The 22,556-nt window shown below is 58.6% G+C and carries 23 protein-coding genes; 12 read left to right on the top strand and 11 right to left on the bottom strand.

Translation table 11 applies throughout. From position 1 onward, the window contains the following. The first annotated feature begins 98 nt into the window (after window positions 1–98). Window positions 99–305, top strand: a complete 207-nt coding sequence (locus K3727_18065; protein UWQ90647.1) for a cold-shock protein — start codon at window positions 99–101, stop codon at window positions 303–305. Window positions 306–359: 54 nt separating this feature from the next. Here K3727_18065 and trxC read toward each other — a convergent pair whose 3' ends face one another. After that, the gene (trxC, locus tag K3727_18070) at window positions 360–785 is read right to left on the bottom strand and encodes a thioredoxin TrxC (protein ID UWQ90648.1); all 426 of its coding nucleotides are present in this window, start codon (window positions 783–785) and stop codon (window positions 360–362) included. Window positions 786–983: 198 nt separating this feature from the next. Between trxC and K3727_18075 the strand changes: the two genes are divergently transcribed. Both K3727_18075 and K3727_18080 read left to right on the top strand, forming a co-directional pair. Beyond that, window positions 984–1,367, top strand: coding sequence for a hypothetical protein (locus tag K3727_18075; GenBank protein UWQ90649.1), 384 nt, complete (start codon window positions 984–986; stop codon window positions 1,365–1,367). 59 nt (window positions 1,368–1,426) lie between these two features. After that, the gene (locus tag K3727_18080; protein UWQ90650.1) at window positions 1,427–1,996 is read left to right on the top strand and encodes a L,D-transpeptidase; all 570 of its coding nucleotides are present in this window, start codon (window positions 1,427–1,429) and stop codon (window positions 1,994–1,996) included. 25 nt (window positions 1,997–2,021) lie between these two features. Here K3727_18080 and K3727_18085 read toward each other — a convergent pair whose 3' ends face one another. After that, entirely contained in the window at window positions 2,022–2,666 is a 645-nt protein-coding gene (locus tag K3727_18085; protein ID UWQ90651.1) for an arylesterase, read from the bottom strand. Between the two features lie 57 nt (window positions 2,667–2,723). Here K3727_18085 and K3727_18090 point away from each other — a divergent pair, with 57 nt between their 5' ends. Continuing rightward, on the top strand, window positions 2,724–3,458 hold the full coding sequence (locus K3727_18090) for an ABC transporter ATP-binding protein (protein ID UWQ90652.1): 735 nt from the start codon (window positions 2,724–2,726) through the stop codon (window positions 3,456–3,458). Then, on the top strand, window positions 3,455–5,965 hold the full coding sequence (locus K3727_18095) for an FtsX-like permease family protein (GenBank protein UWQ90653.1): 2,511 nt from the start codon (window positions 3,455–3,457) through the stop codon (window positions 5,963–5,965). Before K3727_18090 ends, K3727_18095 begins: the two co-directional genes overlap by 4 nt. Window positions 5,966–6,008: 43 nt before the next feature. On the opposite strand, the gene K3727_18100 is transcribed toward K3727_18095, so the two are convergent. Beyond that, window positions 6,009–6,455: an Rrf2 family transcriptional regulator gene (locus tag K3727_18100; protein UWQ90654.1), complete on the bottom strand. Its 447-nt coding sequence runs from the start codon at window positions 6,453–6,455 to the stop codon at window positions 6,009–6,011. 108 nt (window positions 6,456–6,563) lie between these two features. Here K3727_18100 and K3727_18105 point away from each other — a divergent pair, with 108 nt between their 5' ends. Continuing rightward, window positions 6,564–7,133, top strand: coding sequence for a gamma-glutamylcyclotransferase (locus K3727_18105; GenBank protein ID UWQ90655.1), 570 nt, complete (start codon window positions 6,564–6,566; stop codon window positions 7,131–7,133). Window positions 7,134–7,208: 75 nt separating this feature from the next. Further along, a complete protein-coding gene (gene gltX, locus K3727_18110; GenBank protein UWQ90656.1) occupies window positions 7,209–8,534 on the top strand; it encodes a glutamate--tRNA ligase in 1,326 nt (441 codons plus the stop codon). Between the two features lie 12 nt (window positions 8,535–8,546). Here gltX and K3727_18115 read toward each other — a convergent pair whose 3' ends face one another. Further along, on the bottom strand, window positions 8,547–9,458 hold the full coding sequence (locus K3727_18115; GenBank protein UWQ90657.1) for an AraC family transcriptional regulator: 912 nt from the start codon (window positions 9,456–9,458) through the stop codon (window positions 8,547–8,549). 123 nt (window positions 9,459–9,581) lie between these two features. Here K3727_18115 and K3727_18120 point away from each other — a divergent pair, with 123 nt between their 5' ends. Next, a complete protein-coding gene (locus tag K3727_18120) occupies window positions 9,582–10,394 on the top strand; it encodes a cysteine hydrolase (GenBank protein ID UWQ90658.1) in 813 nt (270 codons plus the stop codon). Window positions 10,395–10,516: 122 nt separating this feature from the next. On the opposite strand, the gene K3727_18125 is transcribed toward K3727_18120, so the two are convergent. Next, window positions 10,517–10,945: a DUF1801 domain-containing protein gene (locus K3727_18125; GenBank protein UWQ93447.1), complete on the bottom strand. Its 429-nt coding sequence runs from the start codon at window positions 10,943–10,945 to the stop codon at window positions 10,517–10,519. Window positions 10,946–11,076: 131 nt separating this feature from the next. Between K3727_18125 and K3727_18130 the strand changes: the two genes are divergently transcribed. Next, window positions 11,077–12,009, top strand: coding sequence for an MBL fold metallo-hydrolase (locus K3727_18130; GenBank protein UWQ90659.1), 933 nt, complete (start codon window positions 11,077–11,079; stop codon window positions 12,007–12,009). A 52-nt stretch (window positions 12,010–12,061) separates the two neighbouring features. Here the strand turns inward: K3727_18130 and K3727_18135 are convergent, their stop codons facing one another. Together K3727_18135 and K3727_18140 are read right to left on the bottom strand one after the other, a co-directional pair. Beyond that, a complete protein-coding gene (locus K3727_18135) occupies window positions 12,062–13,390 on the bottom strand; it encodes an FAD-binding oxidoreductase (protein ID UWQ90660.1) in 1,329 nt (442 codons plus the stop codon). Between the two features lie 102 nt (window positions 13,391–13,492). Beyond that, window positions 13,493–15,151: an NAD+ synthase gene (locus K3727_18140; protein ID UWQ90661.1), complete on the bottom strand. Its 1,659-nt coding sequence runs from the start codon at window positions 15,149–15,151 to the stop codon at window positions 13,493–13,495. A gap of 177 nt (window positions 15,152–15,328) precedes the next feature. Here K3727_18140 and K3727_18145 point away from each other — a divergent pair, with 177 nt between their 5' ends. Continuing rightward, a complete protein-coding gene (locus tag K3727_18145; protein ID UWQ90662.1) occupies window positions 15,329–16,726 on the top strand; it encodes a 2-isopropylmalate synthase in 1,398 nt (465 codons plus the stop codon). An 11-nt stretch (window positions 16,727–16,737) separates the two neighbouring features. On the opposite strand, the gene K3727_18150 is transcribed toward K3727_18145, so the two are convergent. Then, a complete protein-coding gene (locus K3727_18150; protein UWQ90663.1) occupies window positions 16,738–17,934 on the bottom strand; it encodes an MFS transporter in 1,197 nt (398 codons plus the stop codon). 115 nt (window positions 17,935–18,049) lie between these two features. Between K3727_18150 and K3727_18155 the strand changes: the two genes are divergently transcribed. Continuing rightward, window positions 18,050–18,631: an XRE family transcriptional regulator gene (locus K3727_18155; GenBank protein UWQ90664.1), complete on the top strand. Its 582-nt coding sequence runs from the start codon at window positions 18,050–18,052 to the stop codon at window positions 18,629–18,631. A 13-nt stretch (window positions 18,632–18,644) separates the two neighbouring features. Here K3727_18155 and K3727_18160 read toward each other — a convergent pair whose 3' ends face one another. Together K3727_18160 and K3727_18165 are read right to left on the bottom strand one after the other, a co-directional pair. Then, the gene (locus tag K3727_18160) at window positions 18,645–19,097 is read right to left on the bottom strand and encodes an Lrp/AsnC family transcriptional regulator (GenBank protein ID UWQ90665.1); all 453 of its coding nucleotides are present in this window, start codon (window positions 19,095–19,097) and stop codon (window positions 18,645–18,647) included. Further along, window positions 19,094–19,726 (bottom strand): LysE family translocator, encoded by a 633-nt coding sequence (locus K3727_18165; GenBank protein UWQ90666.1) that lies wholly within the window; start codon window positions 19,724–19,726, stop codon window positions 19,094–19,096. Before K3727_18165 ends, K3727_18160 begins: the two co-directional genes overlap by 4 nt. Before the next feature lie 401 nt (window positions 19,727–20,127). Here K3727_18165 and K3727_18170 point away from each other — a divergent pair, with 401 nt between their 5' ends. Then, on the top strand, window positions 20,128–21,702 hold the full coding sequence (locus K3727_18170) for a 2-isopropylmalate synthase (protein ID UWQ90667.1): 1,575 nt from the start codon (window positions 20,128–20,130) through the stop codon (window positions 21,700–21,702). Between the two features lie 77 nt (window positions 21,703–21,779). On the opposite strand, the gene rlmJ is transcribed toward K3727_18170, so the two are convergent. Beyond that, the gene (gene rlmJ / locus K3727_18175) at window positions 21,780–22,556 is read right to left on the bottom strand and encodes a 23S rRNA (adenine(2030)-N(6))-methyltransferase RlmJ (GenBank protein UWQ90668.1); all 777 of its coding nucleotides are present in this window, start codon (window positions 22,554–22,556) and stop codon (window positions 21,780–21,782) included.

Below are 22,556 nucleotides of genomic sequence, written 5' to 3' on the forward strand. Positions count from 1 at the left end.
CTACTGTCTCCGACCATCGGCGTTCAGTCTATCGATCCAGACGACGACACGCCAAGCTGCCGCATACCGTGGGCAGCATATTTTGAGGAGACACGGATATGGCCAATGGCACCGTGAAATGGTTCAACACCACCAAAGGCTTCGGCTTCATCGCACCGGAAGACGGCGGCAAAGACGTGTTTGTGCACATCTCTGCTGTTGAGCGCGCAGGCCTGACCGGTCTGGCCGACAACCAGAAAGTCACCTACGAGCTGCGCTCGGGTCGTGACGGGCGTGAAAGCGCTGACGATATCGCTCTGGCCTAAGTGCCAGACCAGGGTGGGTCATCAGACCCACCCCATCTCGGACTGCCGTCAGAGCTACCCTTTGACCCAGCCGACAATCTGCCCTGCACGCAGGGCACCGGACTGACGCTTCTTTTCCTTGCCGCGCTCAAAGGCCACCATGGTCGGTATACCGCGGATGCGATAGCGCCCGCCGGTCGATTGGTGTTTCTGCGTGTCGAGCTTGACCAGGCGCGCCTTGCCATTCAGCGTTTTGGCAGCCTTGGAAAATTCAGGGCCCATCATCTTGCAGGGGCCACACCACGGGGCCCAAAAGTCCACCACCAATGGCAGATCATCGTTTTTCGAAGCTTTTTCCAAAACGGCCGGGCTCACATCCATTGCTTGTCCGGTCATCAATCCCTTGCCGCAATGGCCGCATTTGGGGCCGGCTGTCAGCTTGTCTTCAGGCACTCGATTCAACTGACCACAATTCAGGCAGGTAAGAGTTTTGTCACCCATTAGAGATGCCTCCGGTTTATTGGATCATATTCAATTTCTCAGATAGGCAATCGTACCTGCATCGGCAACCCATCGCCGTCCCACCCCACCACGATGCAGTCCAAAACAACGTTCAATTCACCGAGTCTGACGGGCAACATTCTTCACAAAACTGTCACACACACTCGACAATTTTCTCTGGATCGCCACCTTTGGTTCATGAAACAGCTCATTCGCATCTTCCGCCCCGGAATTCTTGTGGCCCTTGCAGCGGTGATTGCACATCTGACCAACCTGCCCGCGATGTTGGGCGCACACCCTTGGTGGGCAGACAAAGTGATTTGGGTGGGGGTTCCGGTCGGTTTCAGCCTGGCTGCTACGGCTTGGATTTTGCAATTGCCGGGCGGCGTGCGCAAACTGGGCTTTGCCGGGCTGACGCTGGTGGCCTTTGTTCTGGCCCAGACAGGCAAGATGCGCTTTACCGCTTCGTATGCAGAAGACATGTTGGCCGGTCAGCTTTGGTATTTCGGCTGGATCGCTACCTGTGCCCTGGCTTTTGCAACACTGGCGTCGATTTCCTGGGCTTCGCGTCAAATTCATTGACCGTTGCACCCAACAGGCCGAACATGGCTCCATGTGTTTCCAAAGAATGAGGTTTTGACATGTTCACACGAAGAACCTTCCTTGCCACGACAACCTTGGCTGCACCGGCGCTGTTTCTACCCCGTGCTGTTTCGGCCAAAACCCAAAAACAAGATTATGATCCAAACCCGCAAGTTGTCCGCATTCGCAAAGAATTCGAACCAGGGCAATTGTTGGTTCTGCCATCGTCCTACTACCTGTATTTTGTGACGGATAAGCGCAAAGCGATCCGCTATGGCGTCGGTGTAGGGCAAGCCGGACTGGAGTTCACCGGTCAGGCTGTTATTGGCGTCAAAAAAGAATGGCCCACCTGGCGACCCACGGACGAAATGATCGAACGCAGCCCGCGTACGTATGCAAAGTTCAAGGGCACCGACTACATCGAACCCGGAGGTCCGAACAATCCGTTGGGTGCACGGGCTTTGTACCTGTTTCAGGGCGGGCGCGACACCTACATTCGCATTCATGGAACAACACAGCCTGATACAATCGGCACCGCGGCGTCAAATGGGTGTTTCCGAATGATCAACGAACACGTTATCGACCTGTATGACCGGGTTCCGGTCGGAACCACGGTCACTGTTCTGTAGTCCGATCAGAATTGTCTCTGTGATCTTAACGCCGAACCTGGGTGATCAGTTCAACCACCGAGGGACCCATCGCTGCGACAATGGCGGCCACACCATCGGCGTTCGGATGAATACCGTCTCCCTGCATCACCAGACGCAGCTGGGCTGGGTTGTCGGCCCGATCGGCGATTCCGGCAAAGTAATAAGGGAAAAACACAACGTCATGTGCGGCAGCCAGATCGGGGTACAGTGAATCGAACTTGGTTTTGTAGTCCGCTCCAAAATTGCCAGGTGCCTGCATACCGACGAACAGCACCGCGACTTTGTGGGATTCCGCCTCCGTCAGAATAGCGTTCAGGTTGGATCGCGTTTGCGCCGGGTCCAGCCCCCTCAGGGTGTCATTGCCGCCCAGCACCACGATCATGGCATCAAATCCGTCGCCCAAGGTCCAGGAAACCCGCGCCGCGCCACCTGCCGTCGTGTCGCCTGACACTCCCGCATTTGTCAGCGACGCAGAGATACCCTGGCCGTCCAGCCATTTTTGCATTTGCGGCACAAACCCGGCGTCGGACGGCAACCCATAGCCATGCACCAGAGAATCCCCAAAGGCCACAATCCGCACCGGTTCCGCAGCGTAGACCGAACAAACGGCAACAATCTGCATAATCAAACCAATCAATACCTTGCGCATACGTTTCCAAGCTCCATATCGAACCGATACCCGGTTCCACAGAAAGACACTCGCCCCATGCCAGCCCCCACGTCAGATGACGCAATCCTGTCCCTCCAAAATGCGTCTCTGTCGCTGAATGGCAATACCGGCACCGTGGATATTCTGCGCGGAATCTCATTGGATGTGCCCGCCGGACAAACCTTGGGGCTGGTTGGGCCATCAGGATCGGGGAAATCGTCATTGCTGATGGTCATGGGCGGGCTGGAACAGGCAACTGGGGGCACAGTCACAGCACTGGGACACGATCTGACTGCAATGTCCGAAGACCAACTGGCCCGGTTTCGCCGTGACCATATGGGCGTTGTCTTCCAAAGCTTCCATTTGATTCCGACCATGACGGCATTGGAAAATGTCGCCACACCGCTGGAATTGGCACATGATCCCGATGCTTTTTCCAAAGCGCAAGACGCGCTGGCAGCCGTCGGGTTGTCCCACCGCGAAGGCCATTTCCCCGCCCAATTGTCGGGCGGCGAACAACAGCGCGTGGCCCTGGCACGCGCCACTGCACCGCGCCCCAAGATCCTGCTGGCTGACGAACCCACCGGCAATCTGGACGGAACCACCGGCGCGACAATCATGGATTTGTTGTTCGATCTGCAAAAACGTCATGGATCGACACTGGTCATCGTCACACATGCCCCCGAACTCGCCGCGCGCTGTGATCAGGTGGTTCACCTGCGAGACGGACGCATTGATGGGCCCGAAACCACCGGCCTGCCCTCCGACCAACCTTCGGAGGCCGCAGAATGAGCCTGGCGCTGCGGCTTGCCTGGCGGGATCTGCGGGGCGGATTGCGCGGGTTTCGGATCTTTTTGGCTTGTCTGACCTTGGGTGTCGCGGTCATTGCTGCCATCGGATCGGTGCGCAGCTCGATTGAAACCGGGCTGACACGCGAAGGCTCCACGTTGTTGGGCGGCGACGCCGAAATGGAATTTACCTTTCGCTTTGCCGATGAACGGGAACGCACCTGGATCACCGATACGGCGCTGAAGGTTTCCGAAGTTGTCGAATTCCGTTCTATGGCGGTGGTCGGCGACGAACGCGCCCTGACCCAGGTCAAGGCCGTCGATGACGCCTATCCGCTGGTCGGGCAAATTCGGCTGACACCCGACATGGCTCTGGATGCTGCCCTGCGAGGGACTGATGAACACCCGGGCGCGATCATGGACCGCGTCTTGTCCGATCGCCTGGGCCTGGGGGTCGGAGACACGTTCAATCTGGGCGGGCAGAGCTTTGTTCTGGCGGCTCTGATCCACACGGAACCGGACGCAGCTGCCAGCGGTTTTGCACTGGGACCACGAACAATGGTTCTGACCGAAGACCTCCAACAGTCTGGCCTGTTGGCTCCTGGCACGCTGTTCTCCACCAAATACCGCATGACCCTGCCCGAGGGTACCGACCTGGAAATCCTGTCCACCCAGGCCCGTGATAGGTTTGAATCTACCGGTATGCGCTGGACAGATTCACGCAATGGTGCGCCCGGGATTTCTGAATTCGTTGGGCGTCTGGGCGCATTCCTGGTGCTGGTTGGATTGTCCGGCCTGGCCGTCGGCGGCGTGGGCGTTTCTGCTGCGGTACGGGCCTATTTGGCCACCAAGACTGAAACCATCGCAACGCTGCGCACGCTTGGCGCGACCCGCCAAACAATCTTTCGAATGTTTTTCTTGCAGATTGGCGCGCTCACTTTGGTGGGGATCACTCTGGGTCTGCTGCTGGGTGGGATCGGTCCGGTGTTGCTGGGGCCGGTGCTGGCTGCGCAACTGCCGTTCCCCGCCGTTTTCACCGTGTTCCCCTCGGCCTTGGCCGAAGCAGCACTCTATGGTGCGCTCACCGCCTTTCTCTTTACTCTCTGGCCCTTGGCCCGCGCCGAAGGCATCCGTCCAGCGTCCTTGTTTCGCGATGCTCCGGAGACCCGCAACCGACTGCCCGCGCCGCGTTTTCTGTTCGCCACCTTGATGGCGCTGATCATCCTGGTAGGATCCGCCGCCTGGTTCAGCGGATCGACAGAATTGACGCTCTGGACCGCGGCCGGGTTGATGGGCGCCTTTGTCCTGTTGATCTTTGCTGCGCTGTTGATCCGCGCCCTGGCCCGCATGGCCACCCCCATTGGACGCCATCACCCGGCGTTTCGCTGGGCGCTGGCCGCGTTGGGGGCCGCGCGCGACACCACCACGCCTGCGGTTCTGTCGCTGGGGTTGGCGCTGTCCGTTCTGGCCGCAATCGGACAAATCGACGGCAATATGCGTCGGGCCATTTCCGACAACCTACCCGATGTTGCGCCCTCCTATTTCTTTGTTGATATCCAACGCGATCAGATGCCCGGATTTTCGCAACGGCTGAATGACGACCCAACCGTGTCCAAGGTCGAAAGCGCCCCGATGCTGCGCGGTGTGATTACCAAGATCAACGATACCCCTGCGCGTGAAATCGCTGGCGATCACTGGGTTATCCAAGGGGATCGTGGCATCACCTATGCGGGACAAAAGCCTGCCGACACCAAAATCACGGCGGGCAGCTGGTGGCCGGACGATTACACCGGACCGCCTCAGATCAGCTTTGCCGCGGAAGAGGCCGAAGAACTCGACCTGAGCCTGGGTGATACGCTGACCGTCAATATTCTGGGGCGCGACATCACAGCCACCATCACCAGCTTCCGTGATGTTGATTTTTCCACAGCAGGAATGGGTTTTGTTCTGGCCATGAATGAAAATGCTCTGGCCGGCGCACCGCACAGCTTTATTGCGACAGTCTATGCAGATCCCGGATCCGAAGCCGTCATCCTGCGCGACCTGGCCAGCCAGTTTCCCAATATCACTGCGATCCGGGTGCGCGATGCGATTGACCGGGTTTCCGATATTCTGAGATCGCTCGCCTCGGCCACTGCCTATGGGGCAGCGGCCACCATGTTGACCGGGTTTCTGGTCTTGTTGGGCACTGCTGCTGCGGCGGAACCGGCACAGCGTTACGAGGCCGCAATCCTCAAATCCCTCGGCGCGCCTCGGCGCACCATTCTGTTCAGCTTTGCCTTGCGCGCGGTGCTGTTGGGTGCGGGCGCGGGCGGGGTGGCTCTGGCTGCGGGTCTCACCGGATCATGGGCCGTGAGCCGCTTTGTCTTTGAAACCAGTTTTCAGGTGATCTGGCCCAATGCCATTGCGATCATCAGCGCTGGTGTGATCAGCACGTTGCTGGCGGGGCTGGCGTTTGCCTGGCGACCGCTCTCGACCCGTCCCGCCCGCATCCTGCGGGCCCGGGACTGACGGCTACAGCTGATACCGGATTGCAGGCCAGTGGATCTTTGATTTAGCGGGCACATTGTACCGGTTGCAGGATCCGCATCAGATCCAGATTGTCACAGACCAGCGCCTCGAGCGTGATGTCATCCAGCGAGGCGTAAAACGCCTGCGCAGCGTCTGCCAAAGCCAGCTTCAACCGGCAGGCTTCGGTCAACGGGCAGGTATTATCTGCATCGGCAAAACATTCGGCGATCGGCAAACCGCCTTCGATGTGCCGAAACACATCACCAATCCGGATCTGATCCGCAGGCCGGGCAAGATTCATGCCACCGTTGCGGCCCCTTTGGGTGTGCAGAAAATCCAGCTGGCTCAGCTGGTTGATCACCTGCGCCAGATGGTTCTCCGAAATATTGCAGCATTCCGCGATTTCCGCCTTGGTGACCAGTCGGTCTTCATTGGCTGCACAGAACATCAGCAATCGAATCGCTATGTTGGTTCTCTTGGTAATACGCATCGTATCAGCGCCTTCCGCCATTCAACTCCAAAGATGTATTGCACATTTCCCAATTTGGCTGTTTGACATATATCAATTGCTCATCTTCTAAATCGACCGGAACGTCCCTTGGAACACCCTTATTTCTTTGGCTATGGCAGCCTGGTGAATGCCGCGACCCATGATTTTTCCGATCCGCAGCCTGCCCACCTGTCTGGATGGCGCCGCGCCTGGCGGCACACGGATCTGCGCCCGGTCGCCTTTTTGACAGCCGTTCCGGCCCCCGGGCACGAGATCGCCGGCATGATCGCCCAAGTTCCTCACGCCGATTGGCAGGCGCTGGACCAACGCGAATGGGCATATGATCGCATCCCTGCCACGCAGGCAATCAGCCACGCTTTGCCAGACAGTCCAGAAATCTCGGTCTATGCTGTACCCGAGGAACACCACAAGGGAAGCACCACCGAACATCCCGTCTTGCTCAGCTATCTTGATGTGGTGATCCAGGGGTACCTGCGCCATTTTGGCGAAGACGGGGTTCGGCACTTCTTTGACACCACCGACGGGTGGGACGCCCCGTTTCTTGATGACCGAACCGCGCCGCGCTATCCGCGCCATCAACGCCTCAACTCCGACGAAACTGCATTGGTCAACGACCACCTGGCCCGTATCGGTGTGCAGCTGATCGCCCAGGTCTGAAACACCCGGGTTCCCTGTAGAAACTGGACAATCCCACCTGCCTGTGACAAGGGAAGCGGCAACAGGAGACCGCTCATGACCACCACCCGTTTTGCCCCGTCGCCCACCGGCTATATCCACGTTGGCAACCTGCGCACTGCGCTGATGAACTATCTGATCGCCCGCAAGGCTGGCGGTACGTTCATCCTGCGCATCGACGACACAGATCCAGAACGTTCCAAGGAAGAATACGTCGACGCGATCAAACAGGATCTGGAATGGTTGGGCATCCAATGGGATCGGGTCGAACGTCAATCCGAGCGGCTGGACCGCTATGCCGACGCCGCCGACAAGCTGCGAAGCATCTCACGATTTTACGAGGCGTTCGAGACTCCGGTTGAATTGGACCTGAAACGCAAAAAGCAGCTCAATATGGGCAAGCCACCGGTCTATGACCGCGCAGCTCTTTCGCTGAGTGATGATGAAAAGGCTGCTCTGCGCGCTGAACGCGGCAACGGCGTGTGGCGGTTCAAGCTGGACCACCAGCGCATTGAATGGAACGATGGCGTACTGGGTGACATCTCGATCGATGCGGCTTCGGTTTCAGATCCGGTGCTGATCCGCGGTGATGGCCAGGTGCTGTACACGATTGCTTCGGTTGTCGATGACACCGACATGGGCGTGACCCATGTTGTGCGCGGATCGGACCATGTCACCAACACCGCCACCCAAATCCAGATCATCCAGGCATTGGGCGGCAACGTGCCAAACTTTGCCCACCACTCTCTGCTGACTGGCCCCCAGGGCGAAGCGCTGTCCAAACGTCTGGGCACGTTGGCGCTGCGCGATTTGCGCGAACAGGGCGTGCAGCCCATGGCTCTGCTGTCGTTGATGGCACGGCTGGGGTCTTCGGATCCGGTTGAATTGCGCACAGACATGGCCGAACTGATTGATGGGTTTGACATCAACCGTTTTGGCGCGGCCCCGACCAAATTCGACGTTCAGGACCTGTTTCCGCTGACCGCCCGTTATTTGCAAGGTCTGCCCCTGGACGCAGTGCAATCCCGGATCGACGATCTGGGCGTTCCCGCAGACCGTGCCGCGGCCTTCTGGGACATGGCACGGGAAAACATCACCACGCTTGCAGATCTGGAAACCTGGTCCAAACTGTGCCGCGATGGGGCCGACCCGCTGATTGACGACGAAGATCGTGACTTCATCGCCCAGGCCATGTCCCTGCTGCCCGAAGGACCCTATGACGCCGATACCTGGGGCACTTGGACCAAAGCTGTCAAGGAGGCCACCGGCCGCAAGGGCAAAGGTTTGTTCATGCCCCTGCGCAAAGCCGTCACCGGCATGGAACGCGGCCCCGACATGAGCACGCTGATGTCCTTGATGCAGGTCGTTCGGGCCAAATCCTGAACCGACCGCAGGTCAGTCTTGTGACTGACTTCGAAAACTGCGCGGCGACTGACCGGTCGCCGCCACAAACGCCCGGCTAAAGGCGGTCCGGCTTTGAAACCCGACCTCGGCGCTGATCCGTTTGACGGGCATTTCGCTGTTGCGCAGCAGGTCTGCTGCCTTTTGCATCCTCAGATCCCGCAACAATTCCATCGGTCCAGCGCCATAGGCATCGGCGAACCGCTGGGCCAGGCTCGACCGGCTCATCCCAGACAGAGTTGCCAGACTGTCCAGCGAATGCTCCTGTCCCGGACTCTCCAGCATTGCGGCCAGCACCGGCCACAGCCGCGCATCCCGCAGCGCCATCATCCAGGACATACCAGCCCCTGCCTGTTCCATGTGATGACGCATCAGCCCGATCATGGCCTGCAACAGCAACGCACGGATCATCGCCCGGCTTCCCAGCTTGGGCTCCGCGATTTCTGACAGGATCTGTTCTACCGGTGCCGCCAAATCCGGGTTGCGGATCACGTCGTCCACGATTGGCTCGCGCACCAGGTCCACCACATTCCCCAAATCGCGCAGCGACAGGGTGATATGAGCGCACAGGGCCACCATCCCGCCTTCTGGCGATTGGGCTGCGCTGCCATGCACCAGATGCACCAGGTTCAAACCGGCCGGCTGACACTCCGGAACCGGTTGAACACGGGTTCCGAAACTGCGCAGCACATGCGAACGCAAGGCCGGAATGACCACCACACTTCCGCGCGCCACAGGAAGAGTTTTCTGCCCGGGAATCACGATTTCCCCCTCTCCCGCCAGCACGTAATGCAACGTCGCCGTGCTGTCCTGCCCCAATCCCAGATCACAGCGCCCGTTCAATTCGCACAGGGCAAACGGGGCTGCGTCGATCTGCATGCGATCTAGTATGAAATCGGTATCCATGCTGGCATTTGGCACAATGGCCGGACGAAATGATACATCTTTCTGCGCTTTTGCACCATTTCTGGACCAAATGATACATCTCTTCCACCACCTTGGTGATATCCACAACTCAGGAGACCCAAAATGTGCAATGATCATGACCACGGAAAACTCACCCGTCGGGATGCCCTGCGGGGGGCGCTGGCCACAGGCGCAGCAGCCGCCACTCTGACCGGAGCCACCGCTGCTCAGGCACAGGAGAACCCCTATGCAGATCCGGCCAGCCCGGCCCTGCCCCCCAGCAACATGAAGCTGGACCTTAGCCGCGCGGCGCTGGTGGTGACCGATCCCCAGATCGACTTCCTGCACCCTGATGGGGTGACCTGGGGTGTCGTCGGCGCATCGGTGACCGAACATGACACCGTCGACAACATCGAACGGCTGTTCAAATCGGCCAAGGCCGCCGGGATCACTGTCGCTGTGTCGCCACATTACTATTACCCGACAGATCATGGCTGGAAGTTCGAAGGCGCGCTGGAAAAGCTGATGCACAAAATCGGCATGTTCGACCGCAAGGGGGCCCTGAATCTTGACGGGTTTGACGGCTCGGGCGCGGATTGGATGCCCCAGTACAAACAATACATCGAAGACGGCAAGACCATCGTCACATCGCCACACAAAGTCTATGGAAATGACACCAATGACCTGTCGCTGCAATTGCGCAAACGTGGGATAGATCAGGTGATCCTTGCAGGCATGTCCGCCAATCTGTGCACCGAAAGCCACATGCGTGAACTGTTGGAGCAGGGTTTCGAAGTCGCTGTGGTCCGCGACGCCACCGCAGCCGCAAAACTGCCCGAGGGCGACGGATACCAGGCCGCGTTGATCAATTTCCGCTATATGGCAAACGCGCTCTGGACTACCGAACATGTCCAAGGCCTGCTGGCAGCCGGGTGATCCTGCCCCGCGCACAGACCGCATCGCCATGGGGGGCTTGCCCCCCATGGCGATGCCCGGCCCAACGCTTGTGGCAGCATCTTTGATGCTGACACAAGGGGCGGGAGCGCACCATGGGCTGGTCAGACAGGGAACACTGTCCACATCCGCCCCAGATCTTGCACCCCTGCCCGGATCAACTCCTCCAGAACATCCAATTCGATGTCTTGCAGCTTGTTCACATACAGACAGGACTTTCCCGTCTTGTGCTTGCCCAATCGGGACAGGATCGCGCCATAGTCCTGATACCCCGGCATGATGTAGAGTGAAAACGCACCTTTGCGCACAGCAAAGCCGGTCGCCAGAAAATCTCCACTCCGCCCGCTGTTGTACACATAGTGATAGCGCCCGTAGCCAACGATTGACTCGCCCCACATCTGGGGCTCGAATCCGGTTGCCCGCTGAAACACACTGTCCAGTTGTCGCGCCTGCAGAGCCCGTCGCTCGGGCACGACAGCCGTCAGAAAGGTTGACACACTTTGCCCTGTTGGAATGGTCTTGTTGGTGCTCATGGCAGCAAGACTACTGCCCATGCTCTCGCCCGGACAGTCTGCCGTTGTCACATTAACTTGAGCGGGCTGCGCGCTGGACTTGGTTTAGAGTTGCCCCATGTTTTGCCCAAGCATACAGGGAGTTTTAAAAAATGACTATTTCCGTAACCCGACGTTCCGTTCTCGCCAGCGCTGCGGCCCTTCCGCTGGCGGCAGCCGGTTCAGGTGTTTCAGCCGAAAACAACAATCCAGCGGCGGCTGCCCATCTCGCCCACAGCTTCAAGCTTGGCGACTTCACCCTGACCACTTTGCTGGACGGAAGCGCCATGCGCGAAGGTCCCAAGGCAATGTTTGCCCCAGATGCGAGCGATCAGGAATTCGAAGACCTCTCTCAGGACAATTTTGTCCCCGCAGACCGAACCCAATTCTATTTCACTCCGACATTGGTTGACACAGGAACACAGAAAATCCTGTTCGACACCGGACTTGGTCTTGGCGGATTGGGCAAGGCCCTGGCCCAGTCCGGACACAGTGCCGATGACATTGACACCGTCGTGATTACCCATATGCATCCTGACCACATCGGTGGGTTGATGAAGGACGGCCAACCGGTGTTCTCCAATGCCGACTATGTAACCGGCGCAGGTGAGTACAACTTTTGGTCAAAGCGGGACGCCGGTGATCGTGTTGGGGATCTCGTCGCCAAAAACATGACTCCCCTGGCCGAAAAAACCCGCTTTGTCGATGATGGTGGCGCAGTTGTTTCAGGGATCACCGCCCTGAATGCGTTTGGACACACGCCGGGACATATGGCCTATATGCTTGAAAGCGGCGGCCAACAGCTGGTTTTGACCGCTGATCTGGCCAATCACTACGTCTGGTCCTTTGCCCGTCCTGACTGGGGCTTCAGCTTTGACGTGGACAAAGACCAAGCCAGCCAATCTCGGCGCAGGGTGCTGGGAATGCTCGCCGCCGACAAAACACCAATGATCGGATATCACATGCCTTTCCCAGCTGCGGGATTTGTTGAAACCCATGACGCGGGTTTTCGCTATGTGCCGGTCTCTTATCAGCTGATGGGCTGAGCCCAATACCGGGTCAAGGCGTTTGCAAACGTCTTGACCCAATTTCGACCTTCTAGATGCCCGCAAACGGGCGCACCTTGGTACCATCAGTAAACCGTGACAGGCGAAATGCGTGTGGATCCACAATGGGTTTTGTACCCATCACCAGATCAGCCGTCAGACATCCCGCCGCAGGTCCGAGACCGAATCCATGCCCCGAATAGCCTGTCGACAGGAACAGCCCCGGCACATGCTCAACCTCTGAAATCACTGGGATGGCATCCGGTGTTACATCAATCATCCCAGCCCAGCTTTGCACCACATCCACGCCGTTCAGCACCGGAAACGCCCGTCGTGCAGCGGCCCATCCGGATCGCAGCACCTTTTGCGATGGGGCCGGATCCAACACCCGGCACGTTTCGAAATCCGTGACCTGATCGGGGCTCCAACTGCGCGCCTGTGCCGCTTCTTCGCGCCAACGTCCTGACAGGCGAAACCGCAGCGATCTCCATTCGGCCTGAAACGCAGGTAGAAACCTCAACCCCAAACGGAAAGAATCCGGCACCAGATCAACGATGTTCTCGGTCCCTGCCGCGACGGTGTAACCGCCGTCCACCCGTTTGCGCATGGCGAATCCATTGGCCCACACCGCAGCCTCCGGCCCCTGTACCGGGGCGCTGCGCATGACCGTGTTCAACACTTTCAACTGTGGCAACTGGAGCCCGGCATTGCCGCAGAACAACCGCGACCAGGCACCGCCGGCCACAACAACCGCAGAACAGGCGACCCGACCACGTTCGGTCACGACCCCGGCCAGTTTGCCACCTTGAAAGTCCAGAGACCTGACCGCACAGTTGGTCATGATCGTAGCCCCCTGCGCCCGCGCCCCTTCGGCTATGGCGGGGGCAGCCCATTGGGGTTCAGCCCGCCCGTCAACCGGGGTATACAAGGCACTTTGCACCTTCATCTGATGACCCGGCATCAGCGCGTCCATCTCGCCGCCCCGAACCATACGCGCTTCCAGATCAAAGGGACCAAGGTGTTCGGCCCAGCTTTCCAGCCAAGCCGCCTTGCGCTCGGTATCGGCGGTGAACAGAATCCCCGACCGTCTGTATCCGGTGTTGCCGCCGATGCGGGCGTCCAACCCGTCCCAGAGCCGCAAAGCCTCGGCCATCAGCGGGATTTCGCGGGGGTCCCGGCGCGAAATGCGCACCCACCCCCAATTGCGTGAACTTTGCTCGCCTGCAATCTGTCCTTTTTCGCACAACAGGACGGACAGCCCCCGCTCCGACAACTCCAAAGCAGTGGACACGCCAATGATCCCGCCGCCAATCACCACCACATCGGTGGATTTCGGCAGCGCCAGATCTGATTTGAAGGGGGTTGGCGCAGGTCCCGGCATGGGCGGACTTGACCAAATCCCACAGGTGCCGTCCAGCGCGGTTCACGTCATCTGCACACGCGGTTGCGACTTGCCCCGGAATCGGGACAAATCGGTCACAGATCAGTCGGGATCGCGCCAACGATTGGCAATCGGGTATCGGCGATCCAGCCAAAAGGCGCGCGATGTCAGCCGGGCACCCGGTGCCGATTGGAAGCGTTTGTATTCGCTGATGTACAACAGATTTTCGACCCGTTTGGCAGTCTCGCGACGGAACCCCGCCGCCACACAATCGGCAATTGATCCGTCCTGATCCACCAGAATCTCCAGCAGCGCGTCCAGCTCCGGATAGTCAGGAAGGCTGTCGCTGTCCTTTTGATCGTCGCGCAGTTCAGCGCTGGGTGCCTTGTCGATCACGTTGGGGTGGATCACCTCGCCTGCCGGACCTTTCATCCAGCTTCGGTGATTGGCATTGCGCCAGCGACAGGTTTCAAACACCCGCGTCTTGTACAGGTCCTTGATCGGATTATAACCACCATTCATATCGCCATAGATCGTGGCATATCCCACTGCGACTTCGGATTTGTTGCCTGTCGTCAGCAGCATTTCGCCGAACTTGTTGGACAATGCCATCAACAGCAATCCGCGCAGACGGGACTGGATATTCTCTTCTGTCAGGCCCGGATCCAGGCCTTCGAACAATGGGGCAAGCGTATTGGTCACCGCCGTGCGGCTTTCCGAGATCGGCACATAGTCATACCGCACGCCCAGCGCCTTGGCGACCGCTTCGCCGTCTTCCAGAGACTCGGTACTGGTGTATTCAGACGGCAGCATGACGCAACGGACGTTTTCAGCACCCAATGCGTCCACAGCAATCGCCGCCACAAGCGCGGAATCCACCCCGCCCGACAGGCCCAGCAAAACCTTGGTAAAGCCGGTTTTGGCCATATAATCACGCAGGGCCTGCACCATGACCCGATAATCCTGCTCCCAGGCATCCGGTTGCGCAACGATGTCATGTGGCACAATGCGCCACCCCGCATCCCCACGTTCCAGATCCACATGCTGGATCATTTCGTCGAACACAGGCATCCGAAACGCCAGCTCACCTCCGGGGTTCAGGCCAAAAGTCGCCCCGTCAAACACCTGGTCATCCTGCCCCCCAACCATATTCAGATAGATCAACGGCAGCCCGGTTTCGATCACCCGAGACACCATATGGTTCAGGCGCACATCATATTTGTCGCGATAATAGGGGGACCCGTTGGGAATCAGCAAAAATTCGGCCCCGGTTTCCTCCAGCGTCTCTGCGACATCTTCGTGCCAGCTGTCCTCGCAGATTGGAGACCCGATGCGCACGCCTGCAACCGAATACGGTCCACCCAACGGGCCGACATCAAATATGCGCATTTCGTCGAACACGGTCTCATTGGGCAGGTGGTGTTTCAATACCTTGCTGGTGATCGTGCCACCTTTGAGAACAAGATAGGCGTTAAACAGTTTCCCGTCTTCTGCCCACGGCCCCCCAATAGCCAACGCAGGACCGTCGGCACACTCCTTTGCCAGGTGTTGGATCTCGGCCATTGCTGCCTGGTGAAAGGCGGGTTTCAGCACCAGATCCTGCGCATTGTAACCCGTGATGAACATTTCGCTGAGCGCCACCAGATCGGCACCTGCATCCCGCCCCATCTTCCAGGCTTCGCGCGCCTTGGCGGCATTGCCGGACAGGTCGCCCACCACAGGGTTCAATTGTGCCAAAGTCACACGGAAACGATCGACCATACTGCCCTCGTGCCTGATTACATTTCCTAGCCATTTAGCAGATCCCGGCCGCAGGGAAAGACCAGGGCGGCAAAAGACATTGCGGCGCGCGGCCTGCTCGCCTAGTTTTAGCACAGTAAAAAGCAACCGCGCGCGATTTGGCAGCTACAGCGGAGCTTTCAGGCAGTCAGGGGACACATGGTGCGGGTCGCAACAATATTGGCAGTCACTTCGGCATTGGCTCTGGGCAATACGGCCTGGGCCCAGCAGGGTCAGGTACTGACGACGCAGAATGAAATCGGTGGCGTCTACGAGGGTGAATTCAAAGGCGGGTTGCAACACGGGACCGGCACCTATCGGTTGCCGAACGGGTTTGAATATACCGGCGCTTGGGATCAGGGCGAAATCAAGGGGCGCGGGGTTGCCCGATATCCCAATGGATCCGTTTACGAAGGTGAATTCGACAATGGCCGCGCCCACGGCACCGGGTTGATGATCTATTCGGATGGCAGCGCCTATGAAGGCGATTGGGTCGAAGGCGTATCCACCGGTCACGGGATCAACATCTTCTCAAATGGTGTCCGCTACGAAGGTCAGTTCCTGGACGGCAAGCCCCATGGCAAGGGCATCATGCAAAGCCCGGGCGGCTATGAATACAACGGCGACTGGGTCGCAGGCAAAGAAGAAGGCCAGGCCAGCATCACCTACGCGGATGGATCAACCTACGTAGGCGGCATCAGCAACCGCAAGCGCCATGGAGAGGGCAAGCTCACCTACCCCGACGGGCTGACCTACGAAGGTTTCTTTGCGGATGGTCAGATCAGTGGCGATGGGACCCTGACACAGGCCAATGGCGACGTATATGTGGGACCGTTGGTTGCAGGGCGTCGCGAAGGTGTCGGGCGCCAGGTCTATGCCAATGGCGATATCTACGAAGGCGACTTCCAGGATGACCTGCGGCATGGCCAGGGTACTTTTACCGGGTCTGATGGCTACGTCTATTCCGGGACATGGCTCGCCGGGCAGATCGGCGGCGAAGGTACGATTACATACCCTGACGGATCGGTCTATGTCGGACAAGTGCGCGATGACTTGCCCGATGGCACGGGCAAAGTCACCTATCCCGATGGTTCCAGCTTTGAGGGGGACTGGGTTGCGGGAGTGATCGAAGGCTCCGGTACGGCGGTCTATGCAAACGGGATCGTTTACAAGGGAGAGTTCCGTGGTGCCCAATACCATGGCACGGGTGTCATTACCTATACTGATGGCTACCGCTATGAAGGTGGTTGGGTCGAAGGCCAACGCCACGGACAAGGCGTTGCTACCTATGCAGACGGGTCGGTCTATACCGGCAGTTTTGCCAATGGTCAGCGCCAGGGCCAGGGAGAAATCGTCATGGCCAACGGGTTCCGGTATGTGGGGAACTGGGACCAGGCGGAAATCTCGGGCCAAGGCGTTGCGACCTATGCCAATGGTGACGTCTACGAGGGTATGTTCCGCAATGGCAAACGCCAGGGCGAAGGCACCATGCGGTATGCCACTGGACAGGAAGACACCGGGACATGGGACAATGGGGCTCTGACAGACGGCAGCTGACCCGCGACAGATCAGGCCATGGTCAGGCGCGGCAAACGTCCGCGCCCCGACAACCCCAACAAACAGATCAGAATGGCACCGGCAGTGCACAGGATCGTTGGCTCCAACCCGATGACATCCACCATCCGCCCCATGCCAAAGGTCCCCAGCGTCGCCAGCCCCCAAAACGCTGTCTGATCGACCGAGATCAGCAATGCCCGATCCGGCACCGGACTGTTTTCAAGGTAATGACCATAGACCATCGCCTTGCCCAACTTGACTCCGCCCATCAGCATCACGATCAGGCACATGGCGACAAAGCTGCCAACCAGACACAGTGCCGCCAACAGCAGCGCATAGGCAAACCACACCAGCAACGAAACCTGCCCGGGTCGCCGGGTCGTTCCCAAATAGCGGCGTGCCAGAGCCGTACAGGTGATTGCGCCGATCCAGCTGGAGACATTGATCAGAGCGATCAGATCTCCGTGTTCGGGAAACCGCTCTCGCAGGATCAAGGGCCACAGGATGTAACCCGCTGGCACCAGCAGCAGCCCCAGCATCGCGCTGGACAGCAGAATGTCAAAATTCTGCGGGCAGTCACGATAATGATGAACAAGCCGGCGCAGGGTCCGCCCCCGGACCCCATCCTGGTTCCTTGGGGCCGGGCCACGCCCGACGGGTGACGCACGCAGAAACAGGATCAGAAACACCACGCTCAGCGCCATCAGCCCACCATTCAGCCCAAACCCGCCGACAGCCAACACCACCGGAAGCAGCAACCCGGTCAGCGTGCCACACAATTTGGCAATGTTGTGGGCATTGGCAGCCAATAGGCTGTTTTGCTGAGCCGACAGCGGCGTCGCACCCGGGATAAAGGTATCAATGGCAGGGTTCGAAATTGCGCTCAGTATGCCGGCCGCCACACAATAAAGAAAAAACAGCTCTGGCACAAAACCGACGTGATGATCCACAGCCCCATAGCAGATCAGAACCGCCGCAAACACGGCCGTGGACACCACATAGCTGCGACCCGGCCCGATCCGATCGCTCAGCGCGCCGCCTGCGATGGCAAAGATCAGGAAAGGCGACAAAACCAACGCCTGATAGAACCCGATTTCGCTGGCTGACAGGTTGGCGTGAAAGGTCATGTACCAGGTGAACAACACCGTCTGCAGCCCCTCGCCCCAATGCCAAAAGGCATAGGATTGGAAATACCGGCTTCGCAACATGACAAAACTCCTGAATTCCCCGCCGAAACACCGAAACGGGGCTTTATCTGAAAACCAATGCAGAATACTCTCTTCATCTGAATTTCTGACGAAAAATTATGATGAGTCAAGCGAAATGGCACAACCCTCGGTCCGTGAGACCCAAACCATCGTTGGCGCCCGGATGCGCGAATTGCGCAAGGCGCGCAAACTGACTCTCAAAGGTCTGGCCGAAAGGACAGGATTGTCTGTGGGTTACCTGTCTCAACTGGAACGCCAGGACGCGGACCCGTCGATCCGGGCGCTGAATGTGATCGGCAAAGCGTTGGGTGTAGGTATCAACTGGTTCTTTCCCGCGCCCCCCGAACAGGACGACCCGGACGCCGATCTGGTGGTGCGCGCCGAACACCGCCGCGCTTTGCGGTTTGACTCAGGGCTCAAGGATGAACTGATCAGCCCCTCATTGTCCGGGCAACTGGAAATGGTGTTGACCACCTTTGAACCCGGCGCTGGATCCGGGGACGAGCTGTATTCCCACACCGGTGAAGAGGCGGGTTATATCGCCGAAGGACAGCTGGAGGTCACTGTTGGTGAACGTGTCATCCACCTTAGGGCAGGAGATACAGTGCAATTCCCGTCAACCGAACCGCATCGCTATTATAATCCTGGCCCGGGCAAGACAATCATGGTTTGGGCGGTGACACCGCCACACTACTAATCCTGCAGACGTCTCATACCGAAATCCGAACCGCTGACGTTTCCTTGAGCGTATCCAGAGAGATCAGAGTTTCGGTCCCGATCACTGCGGGCAACGGCTTTACGGTGTTCTTGAGAAACGCCTGAAACGCGGGCATGTCCCGCACGCGCAGCTTCATCAGATAGGAATGCGGGCCACTGATATGGTGCAACTCTTGCACCTCAGGGCAGGACCTTAGCGCCGCACAGGCCTGTTCCTCGCCTTCATACTTCATATCGATCAGTACAAAGATACAGACGCCTGCGCCAACCCGCGCAGGATCCAGAACGCCGCGCCATTCGGTAACGATACCAACAGTATGCAATCGTCGGATCCGGTCATTGGCAGTCGACACGGAAACACCAACGGCTTGGGCGACCTCGGCACTGGAAACGCGCCCATTGGTCTGCAAGATCTCAGCGATCTGTTGGTCGATCGCGTCCATCATGCAGCCCCCCGCCGCAGGGCCGCGACAGCGCCGCCCATCGCCACCAGAACACCGCCCCCAATCCGGGTCAGCCAAGGCAGGACCGCTGGGCGCACCAGCTTTTGCCGCAAGACATCCGCCAGAAATGCATAGGCCAACGCATTCAACGCAGCGAGCCCGACAAAGGTCGCGATCAGCACGCTGAATTGCGGCAGCAGCGGTACGGTTGTGTCGATGAACTGTGGGACAAAGGCAATAAAGAACACGATTGATTTGGGGTTCAACGCCGTCACCGCCGCCGCATGGCCAAAGATGCCCCGTGCAGGCAATACCGCCGCTTCCATAGGCTCCCCAAAGGTTGCAGAGGGCGCGCTGCGGAACAGCTTCACTCCCAGATAAACCAAATAGATCGCCCCGACCCATTTCAAAACAAGGAACATCTTGGCAGAGGTCAACACAACCGCGCCCAATCCCGCCAACGACGCCGACATAGCGATGAAATCACCCAAGGCAACCCCCGCCGCCGAAGCAACGGCCACCCGACGACCCTGGCTGAGCGCATAGCTTATGACCAACAGAATCGTGGGCCCCGGAATGATCAACAAGGCCATTGCAGCAGCAACAAACGCCAACCAAAGACTCAGATCCACCAGCTTCTCCCGGTTTGCAATACCACTTCAGCTATACCAACATTTTTGCGGGTTATAACACAAATATCTGCAATTTTTCCCTCCTATTTCCACATCTACAGGAAAAATCACAAATTCCCTGCAAAAATTGCACCCCTACCTTCCAGTCCATCACAAGGTCGCCAACCAACCCGACCCGGAAACCAGCCCAAATTCGCCCTTTCCATTCCCGCCAACGCATGTATAAATCCGCTCCATGATCACCTGCGCGCATATCCCTGCCACAAACGCCGCTATTCGCGGCGCGGCTTTGCGCGGCCTACTGATCCTAACCCGCCTCTGAGCGTGCCCTTTCGGCGCGCCCGCTCAGAGGAGACGCTCGCGCGCCAAGAGGTTTTAGGACAGCTACGAAAGACACCAAAATGACCAATTCAATTGAAAAAGATCGCGTCGTGATCTTCGATACCACCCTGCGTGACGGCGAACAAAGCCCGGGCGCAACCATGACCCATGACGAAAAGCTCGAAATTGCCGGGCTGCTCGATGACATGGGTGTGGACATTATCGAAGCGGGTTTCCCGATCGCCTCCGAAGGCGATTTCCGCGCGGTATCCGAGATCGCAGCACAAGCAGTACACAGCCGGATCTGTGGCCTGGCCCGCGCCAATATCGCCGACATTGATCGCTGCTGGGACGCGATAAAACACGCGGAAAAGAACCGCATTCATACCTTCATCGGCACCTCACCGCTGCACCGCGCCATTCCCAACCTGACCAAGGATGAGATGGCCGACAAAATCCACGAAACCGTAACCCATGCGCGCAACCTGTGTGAAAACGTGCAGTGGTCACCCATGGACGCGACCCGCACCGAATGGGATTACCTGTGCCGTGTGGTGGAAATCGCCATCAAGGCGGGTGCCAGCACCATCAACATCCCGGACACCGTCGGCTATACCGCCCCGGTCGAAAGCGCCGATCTGATCAAACGATTGATCGAAACCGTGCCTGGTGCCGACGACGTGATTTTTGCCACCCATTGTCACAACGACCTGGGCATGGCGACAGCGAATTCGCTGGCGGCCGTGGCCGGGGGCGCGCGTCAGATCGAATGCACCATCAACGGGCTTGGCGAACGCGCCGGCAATACCGCGCTCGAAGAGGTGGTGATGGCGCTGAAGGTCCGCAATGACATCATGCCGTGGCACACAAATATCGACACGCGCAAGATCATGCATATCTCGCGGCGAGTGGCGACCGTGTCCGGTTTCAACGTCCAGTTCAACAAGGCAATTGTGGGAAAGAATGCCTTTGCCCATGAATCCGGCATCCACCAGGACGGGATGCTGAAGAACCCCGAGAACTTTGAGATCATGCGCCCCGAGGACGTGGGCCTTTCGGGCACCTCGCTTCCGCTGGGCAAACATTCTGGACGCGCAGCGCTGCGCGACAAGCTGAACCATCTCGGATACGAGGTCGGCGACAACCAGCTCAAGGACGTGTTCATCCGGTTCAAAGAGCTGGCTGACCGAAAAAAGGAAGTGTTTGACGACGATATCATCGCTCTGATGCATTCGGGTGAAAACGCCGAAGCCGACAGGCTGCAAGTTGTGTCGATGAAAGTGGTCTGTGGCACTGGCGGTCCTGCCGAATCCACCGTGGAAATGGAAATTGACGGCGCAGATGTCACGGCAACCGCCCATGGTGACGGCCCGGTGGACGCGACCTTCAAGGCAATCCGCGAACTGCACCCGAACAAGGCGCGCCTGCAGCTGTACCAGGTACAGGCCGTCACCGAAGGCACCGACGCACAGGCCACCGTGTCTGTCCGGCTGGAAGAAGACGGCATGATCGCCACCGGACAATCCGCCAACACCGACACGGTCGTTGCGTCGGCCAAGGCCTATGTCAACGCATTGAACCGCCTGTTGGTGCGCCGGGAAAAGGCAGGTCCGGGTGCCGATACGCGTGAGATTTCCTACAAGGATGTCACCTGACGATCCTCGCAGATCTTGAAGCTAAAAGAGAGGCACCACTGGGTGCCTCTTTTGCATTTCGCCCAAACAGCAGGGACTTAGAGGGTTTTGAACAACCCTGACAGCCGCTTGGCCTCGGCCTCCAGCCCATAGGGGGCATTGACGACGAACAGCCCCGATCCCACCATCCGATGCCCATCGCGCGCCGGTGGAAAGCGGACCTGAGAATGCAGGACTTTGGGCAGGTTCAGCGCAGTGAGCGCATCGATCATCCCGTCATGTGCCGCAGAGGACAGCACAGGATACCACAAGGCGATAACACCCACATTCCATTTGCGATGCAGTTTCGCGATGATCCCCGGAATGCGATCATAGTCGCTTTTGATCTCGTAACTGGGGTCAATCAGCAAAACCCCACGACGCGGATCCGGGGGACAGATCGCGTGGGCCATGTCGAACCCGTCCTGCAAATGAACTTTGGCCTGGCGGGCCATCGCCCGGGTCAATGCTGCGTTTTCCCCGGGGTGCAATTCGGCCAGATGCAACCGGTCGATGTCACGCAACAGATACCGCGCCAACATCGGTGACCCAGGATAGGCAGCCTCTCCATGCGTCGCGCTCACCTGGGTCAATGCCCGTCGGTAGGGATGGTCAATATCGAACCAGTCGCGAACCGCAGCGATCCCGCCAGCAGCCTCGCCGGTTTTTAATGCCTCGGGCGCATCCAGAAAATACAAGCCCCGCCCCGCGTGGGTCTCGATATAGCTGAGAGGTTTGGGTTTGGCCGTCAGATACTGCAGCATCACGCACAACAGCGCATGTTTGTGCACATCTGCAAGATTTCCGGCATGGAAAATATGTTGATAACTCAGCAT

The organism is Rhodobacteraceae bacterium M382 (genome assembly GCA_025141015.1).
Classification (GTDB): domain Bacteria; phylum Pseudomonadota; class Alphaproteobacteria; order Rhodobacterales; family Rhodobacteraceae; genus Aliisedimentitalea; species Aliisedimentitalea scapharcae.